Source organism: Streptomyces sp. NPDC006458, from assembly GCF_040612135.1.
Classification (GTDB): domain Bacteria; phylum Actinomycetota; class Actinomycetes; order Streptomycetales; family Streptomycetaceae; genus Streptomyces.
Genome location: NZ_JBEXPR010000001.1, coordinates 345,123 through 364,160, shown reverse-complemented (window position 1 = coordinate 364,160; position 19,038 = coordinate 345,123). Strand labels below are relative to the sequence as shown.

12 protein-coding genes and 1 pseudogene are annotated in these 19,038 nt (G+C 68.9%); 4 read left to right on the top strand and 9 right to left on the bottom strand.

The genetic code is table 11. The features are described 5' to 3' along the window. The 3 genes and pseudogenes from ABZZ79_RS01820 to ABZZ79_RS01810 form a co-directional block, all read right to left on the bottom strand. Positions 1-609, bottom strand: a pseudogene (locus tag ABZZ79_RS01820) (ribonuclease E/G); the annotation flags it as partial. Positions 610-872: 263 nt separating this feature from the next. Then, the gene (locus tag ABZZ79_RS01815) at positions 873-1,655 is read right to left on the bottom strand and encodes a TIGR03936 family radical SAM-associated protein (RefSeq protein ID WP_356685362.1); all 783 of its coding nucleotides are present in this window, start codon (positions 1,653-1,655) and stop codon (positions 873-875) included. Positions 1,656-1,790: 135 nt separating this feature from the next. Then, on the bottom strand, positions 1,791-2,978 hold the full coding sequence (locus ABZZ79_RS01810) for a hypothetical protein (protein WP_356685359.1): 1,188 nt from the start codon (positions 2,976-2,978) through the stop codon (positions 1,791-1,793). 1,001 nt (positions 2,979-3,979) lie between these two features. Here ABZZ79_RS01810 and ABZZ79_RS01805 point away from each other — a divergent pair. After that, positions 3,980-5,410, top strand: a complete 1,431-nt coding sequence (locus ABZZ79_RS01805; RefSeq protein WP_356685357.1) for a DUF2252 domain-containing protein — start codon at positions 3,980-3,982, stop codon at positions 5,408-5,410. A 25-nt stretch (positions 5,411-5,435) separates the two neighbouring features. Here ABZZ79_RS01805 and ABZZ79_RS01800 read toward each other — a convergent pair whose 3' ends face one another. Continuing rightward, positions 5,436-6,800 carry a glutamate decarboxylase gene (locus tag ABZZ79_RS01800; RefSeq protein ID WP_356685354.1) on the bottom strand — a complete coding sequence of 455 codons (1,365 nt, stop codon included), beginning with the start codon at positions 6,798-6,800 and terminating at the stop codon, positions 5,436-5,438. Positions 6,801-6,949: 149 nt separating this feature from the next. Continuing rightward, complete coding sequence (locus ABZZ79_RS01795; protein ID WP_356685843.1) at positions 6,950-8,233, bottom strand: DUF2254 domain-containing protein; 1,284 nt, start codon at positions 8,231-8,233, stop codon at positions 6,950-6,952. A 225-nt stretch (positions 8,234-8,458) separates the two neighbouring features. Here ABZZ79_RS01795 and ABZZ79_RS01790 point away from each other — a divergent pair, with 225 nt between their 5' ends. Further along, positions 8,459-10,306, top strand: a complete 1,848-nt coding sequence (locus ABZZ79_RS01790; protein ID WP_356685352.1) for a glycoside hydrolase family 15 protein — start codon at positions 8,459-8,461, stop codon at positions 10,304-10,306. A gap of 18 nt (positions 10,307-10,324) precedes the next feature. Here ABZZ79_RS01790 and ABZZ79_RS01785 read toward each other — a convergent pair whose 3' ends face one another. From ABZZ79_RS01785 to ABZZ79_RS01770, 4 genes are read right to left on the bottom strand one after another with little or no spacing between them, the layout of a single operon-like run. Further along, complete coding sequence (locus ABZZ79_RS01785; RefSeq protein ID WP_356685349.1) at positions 10,325-12,094, bottom strand: cation:proton antiporter; 1,770 nt, start codon at positions 12,092-12,094, stop codon at positions 10,325-10,327. A 58-nt stretch (positions 12,095-12,152) separates the two neighbouring features. Next, on the bottom strand, positions 12,153-13,211 hold the full coding sequence (locus tag ABZZ79_RS01780; RefSeq protein ID WP_356685347.1) for a cytochrome d ubiquinol oxidase subunit II: 1,059 nt from the start codon (positions 13,209-13,211) through the stop codon (positions 12,153-12,155). Then, the gene (locus ABZZ79_RS01775; RefSeq protein ID WP_356685345.1) at positions 13,208-14,686 is read right to left on the bottom strand and encodes a cytochrome ubiquinol oxidase subunit I; all 1,479 of its coding nucleotides are present in this window, start codon (positions 14,684-14,686) and stop codon (positions 13,208-13,210) included. The genes ABZZ79_RS01780 and ABZZ79_RS01775 overlap by 4 nt, the downstream gene beginning before the upstream one ends. Positions 14,687-14,719: 33 nt before the next feature. Next, complete coding sequence (locus ABZZ79_RS01770; protein WP_356685343.1) at positions 14,720-15,559, bottom strand: SDR family oxidoreductase; 840 nt, start codon at positions 15,557-15,559, stop codon at positions 14,720-14,722. Positions 15,560-15,990: 431 nt separating this feature from the next. Here ABZZ79_RS01770 and ABZZ79_RS01765 point away from each other — a divergent pair, with 431 nt between their 5' ends. Together ABZZ79_RS01765 and ABZZ79_RS01760 are read left to right on the top strand one after the other, a co-directional pair. Then, positions 15,991-16,944 carry a 2-hydroxyacid dehydrogenase gene (locus ABZZ79_RS01765; protein WP_356685341.1) on the top strand — a complete coding sequence of 318 codons (954 nt, stop codon included), beginning with the start codon at positions 15,991-15,993 and terminating at the stop codon, positions 16,942-16,944. Between the two features lie 346 nt (positions 16,945-17,290). After that, the gene (locus ABZZ79_RS01760; RefSeq protein WP_356685339.1) at positions 17,291-18,910 is read left to right on the top strand and encodes a recombinase family protein; all 1,620 of its coding nucleotides are present in this window, start codon (positions 17,291-17,293) and stop codon (positions 18,908-18,910) included. The last annotated feature ends 128 nt before the right edge of the window (positions 18,911-19,038 follow it).

Below are 19,038 nucleotides of genomic sequence, written 5' to 3'. Positions count from 1 at the left end.
AGCACGACGAGTGGCACGACGACGCGCACGCGGCGCGGAAGCGACCTCCTCGGCAACAGGAGCCTCAGCCGTCTCCGTGACCTCGGCGGTCACAGCAGGCCCCTCTGCCACCACGCTCTCGGCGGCCTCGGCAGCCTCCGACGCACCGGCAGGAGCCGCAGCACGACGAGTGGCACGACGACGCGCACGCGGCGCGGAAGCGGCCTCCTCAGCCACAGGAGCCTCAGCCGTCTCCACAGCCTCGGTCACCGCAGACGCCTCAGCCACAGCAGGCGTCTCCGCCACCACGGCCTCGGCGGCCTCCGACGCACCGGCAGGAGCCGCAGCACGACGGGTGGCACGACGACGCGCACGCGGCGCGGGAGCAGCCTCCTCAGCAACAGGAGCCTCAGCCGTCTCCACAGCCTCGGCCTCCGCCTCGGCCAGGATGTCGGCCTCTGGCTCCGGGTCGGCCGGTATGGCCGGAGCGACGATCTCCTCGGGCCTGTCGGTGGTGGCGGCCGGCGGACCCGCCGGACGCGACGCGGCACGGCGCCGACGACGCGGCGGCAGGGTGTCGCTGGGGGTGTTCGGTTCGGAACCCTCGATGGGCTCGGTCGGTTCGAGCATGCGGGCGTATCTCCCGTCAGGCTCCCGGGCGCCGCGCATGGTCCGGCCGGTGGCCGGTGACGTCCGCGGCTCGCGCTGTGCGCGTGTGCCGCCGTCCGGGGCGCGGGCGCCGCACGGGAGCTCTCTGTGTCCTGTCTCGCCGGTTCCGTACGCCTTGTCGCGTACGGCCTGGCGAAAGTCTTCTGGTCGGTGCGCTGCCCGACCCAGGTGGCTCCCGAGTACGAGGGCGGCGCTTTCGACGTCCGTCCCTTCGCGGGACTTCCTTACGCAGGCTCCTTCGCGGCGGCAGTCGCCGCGGCCGGTTGGGCCGCTGCTGCCTCGCGGTCGGGCGCGAGCGGGTCGGTCACCGTGCCGGTCTCTTCATCGAACAGCCCCTGCGCCAGCCTGGTCACCGCTGCGGGGACCGGCGGCGCCAGGTCGGCCACGGCGCGGAGACCGGACAGGACGTCGTCGGGTCGTACGGCAGGCGTCACGTGCCGAACAACCAGCCGCAGTATCGCACAGGGCTGGTCCGTCGGCCTATCAGCCGGCGAACTGTGCGTTTCTGTACTTCCGGCCACGCTTCCCAGGCTGACCACGGCGGAACGGGCGTCGAAGGTACGGACGCCGTTCTTGGTCATCCGCTGGACCTCGACGGTCTCCGCCCCGTTGAAGGCGGCCACGGCGCGGCCCGCGTCCTCGGGATCCACGCCGTCCAGGCGCAGCTCCCAGACCGAGGCCGTGAGCCGGTCGGCGAGCCCCGGCGTACGGGCCTCGACCGCGTCGACGACGTCGAGCCCGGGGGGCAGCGACTCGTCGAGCAGGGCGCGCAGCTCCTCCGGGTCCCGCGCCGCGGTGAGCGCGATCTCCAGATACTCGGCCTCACTGCCCGTGCCGGTGGGTGCGGCATTGGCGTAGGACACCTTCGGGTGCGGCGTGAATCCGGCCGAGTAGGCCATGGGGACCTCGGCGCGGCGCAGCGCACGCTCGAAGGCGCGCTGGAAGTCGCGGTGGCTGGTGAACCTCAGGCGGCCGCGCTTGGTGTAACGCAGTCGGATGCGCTGCACCGCGGGTGCCGGCGGCGGGCCTTCGGGCTGTCGCTTGCCCAGTGGAACTTCTCCTTGCGTACGCGGTCCATGCACGATCCCCGCATGCGCGGGGAGCATCCTCGGGCCGACGCCTGCCCGGTGTCGTGGTCGGGATCAACCCCGCTTGCGCGGGGACATTTCGCGCGTGGCCCTCTTGTCTAGACTACGCGCTCCGCCGTCCGAGAGTTCCCGCCGGGCCGTCTCGGGTGCCCGCCGGGGCTCCCCGAACAGCATCCGCCGGAAGTCGGCGCGGGCCTGGCGTGCGGAGTCCCGCGCGGCCGACAGCACCTGTCGGGTCACCCGGCCGACACCGCGCGCGGCCTCGGCGGCGGGCCGCCAGACGGCGTCGCGGACGAAGTGTCCGACGGGGGTGAGGACCGTGCGGTACACCCAGCGGACCGGCTCGACGAAGGTCCACCGCAGGAGAGTGCCGAGGAATCGTCCGACGGCGCGCGAGATGTGTCCCGCCACCCGCCAGGCGTGCCCGAGCGCGTCCCCGATCTCCCGTCCGACGACGGCCAGGAACCGGCCGACGGGTGTGAGGACGTACCGCCACAGGCCGAGCGCGGGCAGCACCAGCAGCACCCGGGCGATCCAGTACAGGGCGAGACCGATGCCCTTGACGATCGCCGTGAGCACCCACCACAGGCCCTTGGCGCACCAGGCGACGGCGTGCCCCACGGGCGTGAGCACCCAGCGGTACAGCCACAGGAACGGCACGACGACGAGGTGGCGCAACAGCCAGGTCAGTACGGCGAACACGCCGTGCGCGAGTGCCCCGAGCCCGGTGCCGACCCCCTTGCACACCCAGGCGATCGCGCGCCCGACCGGCACGAGGACGTACGCGTGGACCCAGCTCAGCCCGGCCCCGATCCCGCGCAGCACCCAGCCGAGCCCGGCTCCGATCCCGCGCAGCGCCCAGGCGATCCCCGCGCCAGTGGCCCGTACGGCCCAGGCGACGGCATGCCCGACCGGGGTCAGTACGACCCGGTAGAGCCACACCGCCGGGACGACGACCAACACCCGTCCCAGCCAGGCGAGGCCCTGGCCGACCGGCACGAGGACGTACCGCCACAGCCCCACGAACGGCCAGACGAACACGGCCCGTCCGACCCACAGCAGCGCCCGGCCGACGGGCCGCAACACGGTGTCGTTCAGGAACCGCCCGCCCACGACCAGCACGTCCCATGCCATGCGCACCGGCACGACCAGCACGAGCACGACGATCCGCACGGGGATGCGGATGGCGGTGACGAGGCAGCCTTCCGGTTGCCGGGGCTCGGGGAACTTCTGCGATTCCATGCCGGTCAGGACGCGGCGACCGCCGCCCGGGGTTCTCACCGTGGGGTTGCGGTGGCGTCACGTTTGCGCTGCCCGCGCGGCCATGGCGGCTTCGACGAGGAGAACGTTCCGCGCCCGGCTCTGCGCTGCCCGCCTCGCCCTGACACTCGAACGCCGCCCGCCCGAGGTCATGTCCCGCTTCGTGGAGGCCCACGAGTTCCGGCCCACCCGGGCCGAACCGCTCGGCGAAATCGCCCACTTCTGCGCGTCCGGGGCGAACGCCGACCGCTCGCCCACCCGTTCATGCGCCCCGCGACCGAGATCCCACGGCCGGACCACATCCTCTTCGTCGAACGTCCGGTACGGCTGGCGGGCCCTGGACGAGCCGGCGGTGGCGGCCTGCTGGACGGGCGCCTGCCTCGACTGGCTGGAAGCCTGCGAACAGCCCCTGGACGGCGGCAGGCTTCCCGGGTCTTCGGCCTTCCGCCCCCTTGGCAGGCGAGGCCCAGGGCCTCGCGGAAGGCTCCGGGAAACGCGAGAGCGGCCTGCGCTGACCTCCCCTGCCCCGGGGCTTCGGGGACCGCGTCGCCAGGCGGGACGCCGGGGACGGAACTAGGGTTGAAGAGTGCCCGGCGCTCGCGGACACCCCCTGCCCCGCCATCATTCCGACCCGGCGTCGGAAGCACACGGGAAGGCATCTGCATGGCCACCGCATCACGAACCCCGGTCCTGGACACCCTCGCCGCGTCGCCCATGCCGACGCCGCCCTCAAGGCAGGCATGACCGCGACCAGTTGCGGGATGCGCTCGTCGCGATCCCACCCGTCGTGGGCACCACACGCGTCATGACGGCGGCAGGCGACAGCGCCGCGGCGCCCGGCATCGGCATCGCTGTCCCCGACACCCGGATCGAGGGCCGACGCTGAGAGCAGAGCCCGATGATCGGCAGGGCGAACCCCGGGGGAACGAGACCGCGTGCCCCGGGCGACCGGACGGCCACAACGCCAGACAGGAGGGTCATCGATGCCTCAGCATGCGACTACGGCCATGCGGGCGGTGCCTCGCGCCACGCCCGAGGAACGCGCGGCACACGGCAAGGAGGCCCGGCGCCGTTCACCGCGGTCCGGACACGCCGTGTACAAGCCCTCTCCGCACCGGACGGACCCGCTGGCGATCCTGGAGGCACAGTCCGCGACCCGGGTCCCGGAGCTGGTTCCGATCCGCTACGGCCGGATGACCGAGTCCCCGTTCCGCTTCTACCGGGGCGCCGCCGCGATCATGGCGTCCGACCTGGCCGACACCCCCGTCTCGGGAATCACCGCTCAGCTGTGCGGAGACGCGCACCTGCTGAACTTCCGGCTGCTGGCGTCGCCGGAGCGGGATCTGATGTTCGACATCAACGACTTCGACGAGACCCTGCCGGGTCCCTGGGAGTGGGACGTCAAGCGGCTGTCGGCGAGTTTCGTCATAGCCGCCCGGGCCAACGGCTTCGACGACGCCGAACGCGCCCGCATCGTGAGCGGCACCGTGCGCTCGTACCGCGAGGCGATGGCCCACTTCGCCGGAATGGGCAACCTCGACGTCTGGTACGCGAAGATCGACGCCGACCGGCTCAAGGACCTGACCACGGGAATGCTCCACAAGAGCGGACAGAAGAAGCTGGCCCGCAGCCTGGCGAAGGCCCGCTCCCGCGACACGTTGCAGGTATTCGGCAAGCTCACGCAACTGGTCGACGGCCGACCATTGATCGCCGCGGATCCCCCGCTGCTGGTACCGATCGCGGACCTGCTGCCGGACACCGAACGCAGCACACTGGAGAGCCAGTTCCGGGAACTCGTCGAGCGGTACGGGCACACCCTGCCGTCCGACCGGCGCGCCCTCCTGGCCGACTACCAACTGGCGGACGTCGCCCGCAAAGTGGTCGGAGTCGGCAGCGTCGGCACCCGCTGCTGGATCATCCTCCTCCTCGGCCGGAACGGCCAGGACCCGCTGTTCCTCCAGGCCAAGGAGGCCGACACCTCCGTTCTCGCCGACCATGTCGGGGCGAGCCAGTACCGCAACCAGGGCGAGCGGGTGGTCTCGGGACAACGGCTGATGCAGGCGGCGAGCGATATGTTCCTCGGCTGGGAACGCGTGGAAGGGATCGACGGCAAGCGCCGCGACTTCTACATCCGCCAGCTGCGTGACTGGAAAGGCATCGCGCTGCCGGAGACGATGTCGCCCCGGCAGCTGGAGGCGTTCGGCGGCGTCTGCGGCCTCACCCTCGCCCGCGCGCACGCGCGGTCCGGCGACCGGATCGCGATCGCCTCCTACCTGGGCAGCGGCGACTCCTTCGACCGGGCCCTCGTGACCTTCGCGGAGGCGTACGCCGACCAGAACGAGCGCGACCACCAGGCACTCGTCGACGCCGTGCAGAGCGGCCGACTGCCCGCAGAGGAACTCCCGGCCGACTGACGCCCGCCCGGGAACGGCGGCTGGCTCAGTAGCCGGTGCCGCGCTTGACCCTGGCCCGCTCGTGCCCGTGGGCCGCACCCTTGTCGTCCAAGGTGCGACACGCCTCCTCGATGTCCTGGGTCAGGCGATCGACCTGCTCGCGGCTCAGAGTCTCCTTGACCAGGGCACGCATGATCTTCACGCCCTCCGCGTTCGGCGGGAGCGTGTACGCCGGTACCATCCAGCCGCGCTCGGCCGAGAGCTGCCAAGCGACATCGGACTCGTCGTAGGCGTGCTTGCCGGCGAGACGGAAGGCGACCAGCGGCAGCTGCTCGAGGCCGCTCCCGATCACTTCGAAGCGGCCGCTGCCGCGCAGGTTGTCCGCCAACGCCTGAGCGTTCTCCTGCATCATCTTCATGACGTAGGTGTAGCCCTGGCGGCCGAGACGCACAAAGTTGTAGTACTGCGCGAGCACCATCGACGCGCCGGTGGAGAAATTCAGCGTGAACGTCGCGTCGGTCTTTCCCAAGTAGTTCTCGTAGAACACGAGATCCTTGGGCAGGTCGGACTCCTCGCGGAAGACCAGCCAGCCGATGCCGGGGTAGACGAGGCCGTACTTGTGTCCCGAGACATTGATCGAACGCACCTGTTCGAGCCGGAAGTCCCATTTCGAGTCCGGGTAGAGGAAGGGCCACACGAATGCGCCGCTGGCTCCGTCGACATGGATCGGGATGTCGAGGTCCCGCTCCTCGCGGACGTCCCGCAGGAGCTTGTCGATCCCGACGACGTCGTCCTTGTGTCCGGTGAACGTGGTGCCGAGTACGGCGACGACGCCGATCGTGTTCTCGTCGAGGTGGGGCTCCACATCCTCCGGCCCGATCGTGTACTTGCCCTCGGCGAGCGGCACGATCCGCGGCTCGACGTCGAAATAGCGGCAGAACTTCTCCCACACGACGTGGACGTCCCCGCCGAAGACCAGGTTGGGCCGGTCGACCGACAGATTGGCCGCCTGGCGGCGCTCCCGCCACTTCCACTTCAGCGAGAGCGCCCCGAGCATGATCGCCTCGGACGAGCCCTGGGTCCGGCAGCCGGTTGTCCTGCCCGGCGCGTTGAAGAGATCGGCGAGCATGCGCACACAACGCTGCTCGATCTCGGCGGAAATCGGGTACTCCGCGTGGTCGATGAAATTGCGATGGAGATTCTCGGCGATGATCCGCCGAGCCTCCGGCTCCATCCAAGTGGTGACGAACGTGGCGAGGTTGCGCTGCGGATCGCCCTCCATGGCGAGGTCCACATCCAGCAGCCTCATGGCGTCCATCGCGGCCATGCCCTCCTCGGGGAATTTCTCCGAAGGGGCGGGCGCGGTCAGGAATCGGTTGCCGAACAGGGCCGCGTCGTCGCGCTTGGTCATATGACGATTCAAACAGCGCCGGAGCCTGTCTCGGCGAGGGACACGCCGAGGCTGAACAGCGAGGCACCGAACGTGAACGAGACGGCGGCCCGCTGATCGAACCGCGGGAAAGCATCCAATTCCGTTGCCGCGCCCTCCGACGGAACTCCCTACTGGTACGACCTGGACCGTCCGCCGATTCCCTGGCGGTCGGGCAGCTGCGCGACGGCTCGGGAGGCCGGGTCCGTGAATCCTCGCTCCACCGACTGGCGCAGCAGTTCCGACTCCGCTCGTACCGCCGGGCGTTGCGCGGGAGGCAGGGCGTCGAGAAGGTCGTCGAGCAGGGCGCGCAACCGGCGGCAGACCTGTACGGAGGTTGCCCCGTAGTCGCGGATCTCCGAGACGGCGAGTTGCAGGAAGCCCTCCCAGTCGCGTCCCTGCAGCACGAGGCGCGGCCGGCCATGGTCGTCCGCGATCACATAGCGTCCGGGCAGCGGCGTACTGCCGACCTGGGTGAGGAACGACTCGATGTGGTTGAGCACTTGCACGGCTGTCGTGGGGTCGTTGACCGCCGGAGACAGCGCTCGGATGGCGATGTCCACCAGAACCCGCATGGCGAAGGCGGGATCCTGATCGATGGTTCTTTCGGCACCCAGCGCGATGAGGCCGGTCAGGTGCTCGGGATCGGCCGCGGATGTACCGCCGTGGACCTCGACGAGGACACCTCCGGGTGGTACGTAGTCCCCGATGAGGTGGGGCACGACGAAAGTGCAGTCATGGCGCGCCGCAGCGGTCACCAGCCCGGCCGTGTTGAATGCCTGAATGGCCCCGCCGCGTGGAGAGCGGACGAGCGTCACCGGGCCGCCTGACGCGACGGACTCGCCATCGTGCGGAGCGGAACGACGGACTTCTGTGACCCCATGGGCGAAGACGCTCTCACCCATGCGTCCGACGATATCGGCGATGGCCACCGGCCTGAGGTTGTGTGTGAAGCGGTTGAGATAGACGAGCAGGAGCACCAGGCTGACGGCGACCGCTGCGCCCGCGAGGGTGACTCCGAGGTCCGGTACCGAATTCGACTCGATACTGCGCAGCAGGGAGAAAGCGAACGCGAAAGTACCGGTGAAGGTGGCCAGAACCATTTTCTGGAGGCGGTCTCTGTACCACAGGCGCATATATCTCGGGGACAGGGCTCCGGTTGCCTGCTGAATGACGAGGACGCCGATCGTCACGACAAAACCCAGCAATGCCACCATTGCCCCGACAATGGCGCTGAGCACGCCACTGGCGGTGGTGGCGGAGTAACGCCATCCGCTCGGCGGCCAGTCCGCCCCGTCCGCGGCGACGGCACATTCGGCGAGAATGACACCCAACGCGATGCCGCACAGCGGAACGATCCACAAGCTGGATTTCGCGTACTGTCGCAGCCGGAATACCGAGGCCCAGGACATCATCGTGCGCACGCCCGTCCCCTTCCCTGACCCTTCCTCACGGTAAGGCAATGAGCGAACGTGCGCATCGGCGCGTCACCGTCCCGCTGCCCGCCAGATGCCCGCCGGATTCGCTGGACAGGACCGAACGGGTTCCCCCACGTAAGCTGGTCGGGCGACACCTACGGGAGGCCACGGAGTCCGTTCGGATGGGCCTTCAGCACGGCCCTGGGTGAAAGCAGGCTCTTCATGGATGCGTACCCGCTGATCGAAAATCATGGTCTGATCGGTGATCTGCAGACGGCGGCCTTGGTGACGACCGATGGCACTATCGACTGGTTCTGCTGTCCGCGTTTCGATTCGCCCAGTGTGTTCGGCGCCTTGCTGGACCGGGAAAAGGGCGGCCATTTCACTGTCCGGCCTGCCGACCCGGCCTACGCGACGAAGCAGTTGTACTTCCCGGACACCGCCATTCTGGTAACGCGCTTCATGACGGAGTCCGGCACGGGTGAAGTGGTCGATTTCATGCCGGTGACCGGGGCCGTCGCAACGGGCCGGCATCGCCTTGTCCGCATGCTGCGTTGTGTGCGTGGCAACATGACGTTCGAGGGAGAGATCGCCCCCCGCTTCGACTACGGCCGCAAGGCGCACGAACTGCACATCACCGAGCACGGAGCGGTGTTCGCCTCGGAAGGGCTGGAACTGGCCGTTCACTCCGTCCGTGAACCGGAGGACGAGCGGCTGCTGAACCTGCTGTCGGGAGGCCGAGACCTGCGCTTCTCGCTGCCTCTGCGGGCCGGACAGCAGCGCGGCGTGGTCATGGAGTCGTCGCCCGATGGGCCGCCCCACGAAATCCGCGTAGCGGAATTCCAGCAGCTCTACGAGCAGACGATCCAGTTCTGGCGGTCCTGGCTGGGCCAGTCCCGATACTCGGGTCGCTGGCGTGAGGCGGTGGAACGCTCGGCTGTGACGCTGAAGCTCATGACGTACGCGCCGAGCGGGGCCCTGGTCGCCGCTCCCACCGCGGGTCTCCCGGAGCAACTGGGCGGCGAGCGCAACTGGGACTATCGGTTCACCTGGATCCGCGATGCCTCGTTCTCGGTCTACGCCCTCCTGGGTATGGGCTTCAAGGAAGAGGCGACGGCGTTCATCGGCTGGCTGCGCGATCGTGTGAGGGAGGAGATCGGAGGCGACGCCGACACGGGGCCGCTGAACATCATGTACCGGGTCGACGGCTCCTCCGACCTGGAGGAGGAGATTCTGGAGCATTGGGAGGGGTACGAAGCCTCCGCCCCCGTGCGCATCGGCAACGGAGCCGCCGGCCAGCTGCAACTGGACATCTACGGCGAGGCTCTGGACAGCATCTACTTCGCGCACCAGCACGGAATACAGCTGGACACCAAGAGCTGGTCCTCGCTGCACATACTTCTCGACTGGCTGGTCGACCACTGGGACCAGCCGGGCGAGGGGCTGTGGGAAACCCGCGGCGGCCGTAAGGACTTCACCTACGGCCGGGTCATGTCCTGGGTCGCCTTCGACCGCGCTCTGCGACTCTCCTATGCGAGCGGCCGTCCGGCGGCTCGCGGACGCTGGACGACCGAGCGTGACCGGATCTACGAGCAGGTGCTGGCACAGGGATGGGATCCCAAGCGCGAGGCGTTCGTGCAGCACTACGGCAGTGACGTGCTGGACTCGTCGCTGCTGCGGATACCGACGGTGGGCTTCATCACTGCGGACGACCCGATGTGGACGTCCACCCTGGAGGCGATGGACCGCGAACTGGTCAGCGACAGCCTGGTCTACCGCTACAACCCCGAGGCCTCGCCCGACGGGCTGAGCGGCTCCGAAGGCACCTTCTCCCTGTGCACGTTCATGTACGTCGACGCTCTGGCCAGGGCCGGGCGGGCGGATCAGGCCAGGCTCGTGCTGGAGAAGATGCTCACCTACGCCAACCACCTGGGTCTGTACTCCGAGGAGATCGACCTGACAGGGCGACAACTGGGCAACTTCCCGCAGGCTTTCACGCACCTCGCGCTGATCGATGCGGCCATCACCCTGGATGCGCAACTCAACCGGGCACGTGGAAGCGGCACATAGCCCGAGAGGGCGTCGCCGCTACCGCGGACGAGGGGCGGCGTCGAGCACCACGACGCTGTCGCCCTCCTGCGGCGTGATCGGCTGGTTCTCGGTGACCGGCTCCAGCTGGTGGTTTGCCCGCACCACGAACAGTGTGTCGTGGTCCGGTGGCCGTGGAACGGAGGCGGGCTGCACCAGAAAGCGGGCCCCGGCCTCGTAGCGCTCCGCCAGGACGTGCCGGACGAGCGAACTGCCGAAGAGAATGGCGCCGCCGGTGTAGGGGGCGACGACCCCGTGGCTTTCGTGCTGCGGGCCGACCCGGTACACGGGGCCCTCGACGTTGTCCTGCATCACGACCGAGGCGAGGGCGTTGAAGTCGTCGTCGTCGGTGGCCAGGAACACGGCCGTCACGCCCTCCAGACGTGCCCCGGGGTTGGTGGCCGTGGCCAGCAGATCGCCCCTGGCCAGCTGGATGCCCGCAGCCTTGATCCTGTTCCGCTCCTCATCGAGCCCTGCCCACATCAGCACATCGAGTCCGGCGGAGCGCAGGGCTCGTCCCAGATCGACCACCCATGGCTCGCCACCCACCAGGAGGATGCGCGTGCCGGACGGCTTCACGACGCCCAGCCGTCGGGCCACGGGGGCCGCGGTCAGGGCGTACAGCAGGACGGTCGCCACGATCACCAGGAAGGTGACCGGAAGGATGTCGGCGGCCCCGTCCACTCCCTGGGCGACGAGACTGGCGGAGAAGGTCGAGGCCGTGGCGGCCGCGACGATGCCGCGTGGCGCCATCCACCCGATGAAGGCCCGCTCTCCCCGGGCCAGTCCGGAACCCGCGGTCGCGGCGAAGGCGACAAAGGGGCGTACCACCAGGACCAGGATCGCGACGAGAACGAGCGAGGGAAGGAGTACGGGCACCAGGGAGGACGGGGTGACGGTGGAGGAGATGGAGACGAACAACAGGCCGATGATCAACTGCACCAGGGTCTCGAAGAAGGGCCGGCGGGCGGGCATGTCGAAACCGGGGATGTTGGTGACAGCGAGACCCGTGACGATCGCGGCGATGAGTCCCGTGTCGTCCCGGACGATGTCACAGCCGGCCGACACGCCGATCACGGTGGCCAGTTGCGCCAGTGTGCCCAGGGTTTCGCCGAGCCGCAGGGTACGGAGCGTCCACCACAGCACCGCGGCTCCCACCGCTCCGCCGATCAGACCGACCGCGAGACTGATGGCGAACTGGCCGAGCTGGTACCCCCGGCCGATGTCCACCTTGTGGGTCGAGGCGATGGCGTGGAAGACGAGTGCGCCGAGGATGCCGCCGATCGGGTCGGTCAGGGTTCCTTCCCAGATGAGGATGCGTCGCGCCTTGTCACTCGGCTTCACGTAGTCGAGCAGCGGACCCACCACGGTCGGCCCCGAAACGACGAGGATCATGCCAAGCATCGCGCCGACTTTGAGCGGCATGTCGAACAACACCGGTGCCAGGAGGCCGACACCCACGAATGTCACGAGCACGCCGAGCAGCAGCAGCCGGCCCACGATCCACCGCGTCCGACCGGTGAGGTTGCGCAGGTTGAGCCCCAGGCCCGCGTCGTAGAGGATCACTGCGACGGCCAGGGACACCAGGTCGGAGAAGCTCTGGCCCATCAACTCGTCAGGATGGATGACATCCGTCAGGGCGCCGGCGGCGAAGCCGACAGGCAGCAGAATGATCAGGGCGGGAACACGCAGCTTGCTCGCCAGGATCTGCGATCCGGTGGCGAGCACCACGGTCAGCGCGAGTCCGAGAAGGATTTCGTCGTCGGTCACAGCGGCTCCCTCCGTCGGGGTCCTGGCGCGCGATGGGATTCAACGCCGGTCCGGCGCGTCAGATGGCTCCCGTCGAGCCGTCCCCGTCCGGGCCGCCGCCCTTCCGCAGGTCGGCCTCGGTGAGTGGTTCCAGTTCGCCGTGGGTGTCGAGCCAGTACAACAGGACGACGGCCGGCACGACGATCACCAGGGCGACCAGCGTGACGACCATGAGCCAGGTCAGCGTGCCGGACGCGCCCGCGCCGTCGGCCACGGTGAGCGAGGTGGGAACCAGGTAGGGGCGCTGGGCCATGCCCCAGGCGATGACAGCGGACGCGACGACCCCGACGGCCGCGACCCGGGCCCAGTTGCCCGGTGTCCGCAGCAGCAGCCACGCCGTGACGAGCGCGGCCGCCCCGGCCACGACGACGAAGACCAGTCCCACGCCGTGCGTGAGTCCGTGCCACACATGAGGGGCGTCCTCGTGGGTGACGAACAGCGTGATCACCGCCAGGACCGAAAGCACGACGAGCGCGGCCAGCGCGCGCAGCCGGAAGTAGCCGATCAGATCGGGGGCGTCGAACCGGCGGGCGTCACCGCAGAGAAAGACCGCGCCGAGGAAGGCCGTCGTCGCGACGGCGAGCAGCCCGAACATGATCGAAGTGGGATTGGACCAGGCGTCCGCCCCGGCTTCGCTGCCGGCCTCCACCCGGCCCGAGGCGACTCCACCGACGGCCGCACCGAGGAAGAAGGGCGTCACGAGCGAGGCCACGGCGAACACGGCCCCGTACAGGCGCCGGCCGGCGAGCCGTCGGCTTGCCTTGCGGAAGGCGAAGCCCGCCCCGCGCAGGACCAGGCCCACGGCCGCCAGCGCCAGCGGTGGCCACAACGCGGAGAACACGAGCTGGAAGAACGAGGGGAAGCCGGTCCACATGATCACGAAGACGAAGATCAGCCAGACGTTGTTGACCTCCCACACAGGCGCCATGGCGTGGTCGATGAGCCAACGCGGACGCTTGCCGCGCGCCGCGCCCCCCGCCGTGAGGTCCCAGAAACCGGCCCCGTAGTCGGTGCCGCCCGCGCAGGTGTACGCGGCGACGGCGAGCAGCAGCACCACGGCGACGAGGTCGGCGGTCATGACCGGCCGTCCTCGGACGTGTCGGTTCCACCGCCGCTTGTGGCATCGCCGGCGGGAACAGGCGCCCTCGGCCCGTAAGGGCTGTCCGCCTCCGGCGCATGGGCAGGGTGTCCCGCTGCCCGCTGTTCGTCCACGAGCCGCCAGCGGGTGCGCATCTTGAGGAGGACGGCGAGCAGCGAGCCGAAGATGAACAGATACACCACGATCACCAGACCGAGCGTGATCCACAGGGTGGTGGAACGGGTCGAGGTCACCGCCTCGGCGACCCTCATGTTCTGGTAGACGATCCAGGGTTGGCGTCCCACCTCGGTGGCGATCCAGCCGCTTTCGACAGCCACCACTGAGGCGACGCCCGCGCACGCCGCGCTGCGATAGAACCACTTGGAGGCCGGAAGCCGTCGGCGGCGTAGCCAGACCAGGCCGTACCAGAGAGCGAGCAGCACCAGGACGGACCCGATGAGGACCATGATGTCGAAGGCCCAGTGAACGATGGTCGCCTGAGTGGCCGTAGGCCGCTCGTCGGCCGGAACCGACGTCAGTCCGACGACCTTGGTGTTCGGACTGAAGCCGGCCAGGACGGAGTCGAGCAGCGGGATCTTGATGCCGCCCGAGATCGATCCGTCGGGGTGCAGACGGCCGAAGAGGTACTCCGGCACGCGGGTGTCGGTCTTCCAGACGATCTCCATCGCGGCGAACTTGACCGGCTGCTTGTGGAACACCGACCGGGCGATGGAGTCGCCCAGGACGAACTGCACGGGTGTGGCGACAGCGGCGATGGTGAACGGAACGGTGAAACCGAGCCGGTGGTAGTGGTCACGGCGGCCGCGCAGCCAACCGACGGCGTAGACGCCGGCGACCACGTAGCCCGCGGTCAGCAGCATCGCCACGACGAAGTGCCAGTACTGCGGCCCGAACATCGGCGTGAAGAGGGCCTTCCACACGTTCACGTCGACGGGATCGCCGTCGGCGTCCAGGGAGAAGCCCTGGGGGGTGTTCATCCAGGAGTTGGCGGCCAGGATGCCGAACGCCCCGAGCAGGGCGGTGGCCGGCAGCGGCAGCCCGAGCAGGAAGTGCGTACGGGGCTTCAGCCGGCGCCACCCGTACAAGTAGATGGCGATGAGCACCGCTTCGAGGAAGAACGCCCATGCCTCGACACCGAATCCGATGCCGAAGACATCACCCCACCTGCCCATCAGCCCCGGCCACAGCAGCCCGAACTCGAAGGAGAGCACGGTGCCGGTGATGACACCGACCGCGAACTGCACCGCCATGACGGCCGACCAGCGCCGCGCCAGCAGAAGCGCGGTCGCGTCGTTGCGCCGCAACCCCAGATAGTGCATGACCAGGGTGATGAAGGGGAGCGCGACTCCCAGGGGCACCAGGATGATGTGGGAGGCCAGGGTGAAGGCCATGAGCTCCCGGGCGGGCAGGAGCTGGGCCGGCGTGTCCGCCAGCAGTTGGACCGAGGTGTGCATGAGGGCCTTCACTGTTCAGGACGTACAGAAAGGTCAGCCACCGGTGGCGAAGCCGGGGAACAGGGTCATTCCGCCGTCGACGTAGAGCGTGGTGCCCACCACGTAGTCCATGAGGTCGGAGGCGAGTGCGACGACCGCGTGGGCGATGTCCTGAGGATCGCCGATCCGGTCGTAGGGGATCAGCCGCAGCAGGTCCTTCTGGGCCTCGGGGGTCTCCCAGGCACTCCGGTTGATCGGCGTCCGGATGGCTCCGGGGGCGACCGCGTTGACCCGGATCTTGTGCGGGGCGAGCTCCTGGGCGAGGGTCTCCATCATCATCTGGACGCCGCCCTTGGACGCCGCGTAGTTGACGTGGCCCGCCCAGGGGATGAGCTGATGCACCGAACTCATGCAGATGATCTTTCCGGCCGCGGAGGACACCTCTGGTACGACTCCGCGGCGCCGGAACTCCTTGGTCGCTTCCCTGGCGCACAGGAACTGGCCGGTGAGGTTGACGTCGATCACCTTCTGCCACTGGTCGAGGGTCATCTCGACGAGCGGCGCGTCGCGCTGCAGGCCGGCGTTGGCGACCAGAATGTCGATCGTCCCGAACTCCTGGACCATCCGGTCCATCATCGCCGTGACCTGGTCCTCATCGGACACATCCGCCTCGTAGGCGGCGGCACGCACTCCGAACGAGGTGATCTCCTCGACCACCTGCTCGGCGGCGTCCTGACCGGCGACGTAGTTCACCACCACATCGGCGCCGGCCCGTCCCAGCCCGATGGCGGTGGCCTTGCCGATACCCGAGTTGGCCCCGGTGACCAGGGCCTTCTGGCCCTTCAGCAACTGCGCCGGAATGATGCCCTGCGGTACTTCTGCGGCGGAATCCATGATCCCCTGTCCCCTCGCTACCCGGCTCCGGATGCCCGGCCGCACGCGGTCCGGCACAAGGGCCAAACAACCACCGTCCCCGGAGCAGCGGATGGGGGACCAACCCGCCGTTGAGCCGTCGGACGGAACTTTTCGCCCGGTCGGACCAGCGACACCGGTCGTCAGCTCAGTCGCTGGAACTTGCCAGGACGTTCCGCCGGCTTGGCCCCCACAGTCGACTTGTCCGACGCCGACACACCCATCACGATCACCACGCGCGCATCGCCCGCGGTACTGACCAACGCGCCTCCCACCAGGGACGGTGGGACACTGTGCTCGTCGCCGAGCAGCGCCCTTCCCTCGGTCGAAGCACCGAAGGCGCGAGCCTGCGGCAAGGCCCTGAAGCGGGTTTTGCGACCGGTCCCCCGGTCGGAAGGCAGGAGTCCACCCCCATGAATTCCGTCGAGGCGTCCGCAGGGTTCCGGGTCCTGCTGCCGTTCACGCCGTCCGAGCTCGGAGGGCTTCCCGCAGGATGTGACGCGCTGGTCTGGGACGGCACCGGGCAGGAACCCACCGGCCAGGAGCTGGAGGCCGTCGAGTTCTTCGTCATCCCCTACACGTTCACCGCCGCAGCACTGCCCCTGCTGCCAAGGCTGCGAAACCTGCGCGTGGTGCAGTCCCTGAGCGCCGGCGTGGACGATCTGCTCCCCCGTCTGCCGGCCGGGGTCACGCTCTGCAATGCCAAGGGCGTCCATGACGCGAGCACGGCCGAGCACGCGGTCACGCTGATCCTCGCGGCACTCCGCGACATTCCCGACCACGTCCGCGCACAGGACGCGCAGCGGTGGTCTCCGGGCTTCCAGACCGCACTGGCCGACCGGACGGTCCTGCTGCTCGGCTACGGGGCCATCGGCAGCGCCGTCGAGGCCCGACTGACACCGTTCGAGTGCCGCGTACTGCGCACGGCGCGCACGGCCAGGGACACTCCGCGAGGGCGGGTGCACGGGCTCACAGACCTCCCGGTCCTGCTGCCCGAGGCCGACGTGGTGGTGCTGAGCGTGCCCCTCACCGACGCCACCCGGGGGCTGGTCGACGCGGCCTTCCTCGCCCGACTGCGGGACGGGGCCTTGCTGGTGAACATCGCACGCGGCCCCGTGGTGGACACCGCCGCGCTGCTCGACGAACTGCGGACAGGGCGACTGAGGGCGGCCCTCGACGTCACCGACCCGGAGCCGCTCCCGCCGGGACACCCGCTCTGGACGGCCCGGAACACCCTGATCACCCCGCACACGGCGGCTACCACCTCCGCCTTCCGACCCCGCGCCGTGGCACTCCTGCGGGCCCAGTTGGAGCGGTACGCGGCCGGAACGCCCCTGGCCAACGTGGTGGCCTCCGGCACTGACTGACCTGACGCACGAGCTAGGAAGGCGCCCTCGGACCCACTCGACAGAGCCCGTTCGCGCGGGGCGCTACCAGGGCCGGGCAGCGGCAAGCGAGCCGACGCCGGAAGCGTCGATGGGTCAGGGTGCGAAGCGCCGCCCCAAGCCGGCTACGGCGCGTAGCCCGCCCCCGCCAACGGCGCCTCCACCGCCCGATCGAGTGCGCCGCACCTCTCAGTGCACATGCCCGCCCGGCGCCGCCGCCACGTTCTTCACCGTCAGCGGCAGCAGCTGCTTGCCCGTGGGGCCGATCTGGATATGGGTGTCCATGGCTTGCGTACTCCAACAGAGCTAAATCCGGTACGGTGCCGCCATGGCTACCCGAAGCAGGAAGCGCGGCTCAACTCACTTACAGCCATACGACGTTGATGACGAGTGGACGGCAGCCGACTTGGCGGTCCTGGAGGAGCTGAAGAGAGCCGAGGCTCTGTTGCCCGGCGACGCCCCCAGGGCGCTCCTCTCCATACGTCTGTCGGTCCTCACCGACGAGACGACCTCCCCCGTCCGGCAGGAACTCGATCTGCGGAGGCTGGCCCTGGAGCGAGGCCGCAGGGTTGTCGGAGTCGCCAGTGACCTGAACGTGTCGGCCACGAAGGTCCCGCCCTGGAAGCGCAAGGAGTTGGGCGACTGGCTCAACAACCGCGCACCGGAGTTCGACGAGATCCTCTTCTGGAAGCTGGACCGCTTCGTACGGCGCCTCACTGACCTCAGCGCCATGATCGACTGGTGCCTGAAGTACGGAAAGAACCTGCTGTCGAAGCACGACTCGATCGACCTGACCACGACGGCCGGGAAGATCATGGTCACGCTCATCGGCGGTATCGCCGAGATCGAGGCGGCCAACACCAGCACCCGCGTCGCGAGTCTGTGGGACTACGCCAAGACACAGACGGACTGGGTCGTCGGCAAACCCGCGTACGGCTACGACACGGCGGAGAACGAGGACGGCAGGGTCGTACTCGTTATTGATAGGGACGCGCACAGGGCACTGCACTGGTGTCGCCGCGCCGCGCTGAGGCCGAAGCCCGCTTCTGCGAGTCGCATGGCCAGGGTTCTCATCCGTGCCGGCGTCTGTGGGCCGGGCCTGACCACGTCGACGATGCTCCGCCGGCTCAGGAACCCCGGACTGATGGGGTACCGCGTGGAGGAGAACAAGACCGGAGGCGTACGCCGCTCGAAGATCGTGCCGGGCAACGACGGGAGGCCCATCCGCGTGGCGGACCCGATCTTCACGAAGGAGGAGTTCGAGAGCCTCCAGGCAGCTCTTGACCGACGCGGGAAGAACCAGCCCACGCGCGCGCCCGGTGGAGCGACGAAGTTCCTCGGGGTTCTGCTCTGCTACGACTGCGACGCCAACATGATGGTCCAGAAGACAACGCACAAGGGCAGGTCGTACGAGTACCTGCGGTGCGGCAAGTGCAAGAGCGGCGGGCACGGCGCGCCGAACCCTCACCTCATCTACGGCAAGTTCGTCGAGGACGTGCTGAAGGTTCTCGGTGACGACCCTGTCATGGTGCGCGAGTACCGCCGAGGCGCCCAAGCCCGCAAGGAGCAGAGGCGGCTTGAGGAGTCGATCAGCTACTACATGGCAGGCCTCGAAGCCGAGGGGCGCTTCACGAAGACGCGCTTCACGAGGGAACAGGCCGAGAAGACCATGGACGGCCTGATGAAGCAGTTGGAGGCCATCCACCCCGAGTCGACCAAGGACCGGTGGGTTGCCGTGCACAATGGCAAGTCGTTCCGGGAGCGCTGGGAGGAGGGCGGCATGGAGGCCATGGGCGCCGATCTTCTCCGGGTCGGCGTGAAGTGCACGATCAAGCGCACCAAGGTGAAGGGCGTGCGGGCCCCGCGCATCCAGATGAAGCTCATGATCCCCAAGGACGTGCGAGACCGCCTGATCCTCAAGGAAGACGACTTCGCCGACGCCTTCTAGGCCAGGACAGAAAAAACACCTAGCTAGGGCGACGCGCACGGCCGGCACGGGTAAGAAAGCGGTCCAGTCAGAGCTGGACCGCATATATGACAGCGCGCACTGCTGAAACTCCCAACCCGAAGGCCCTG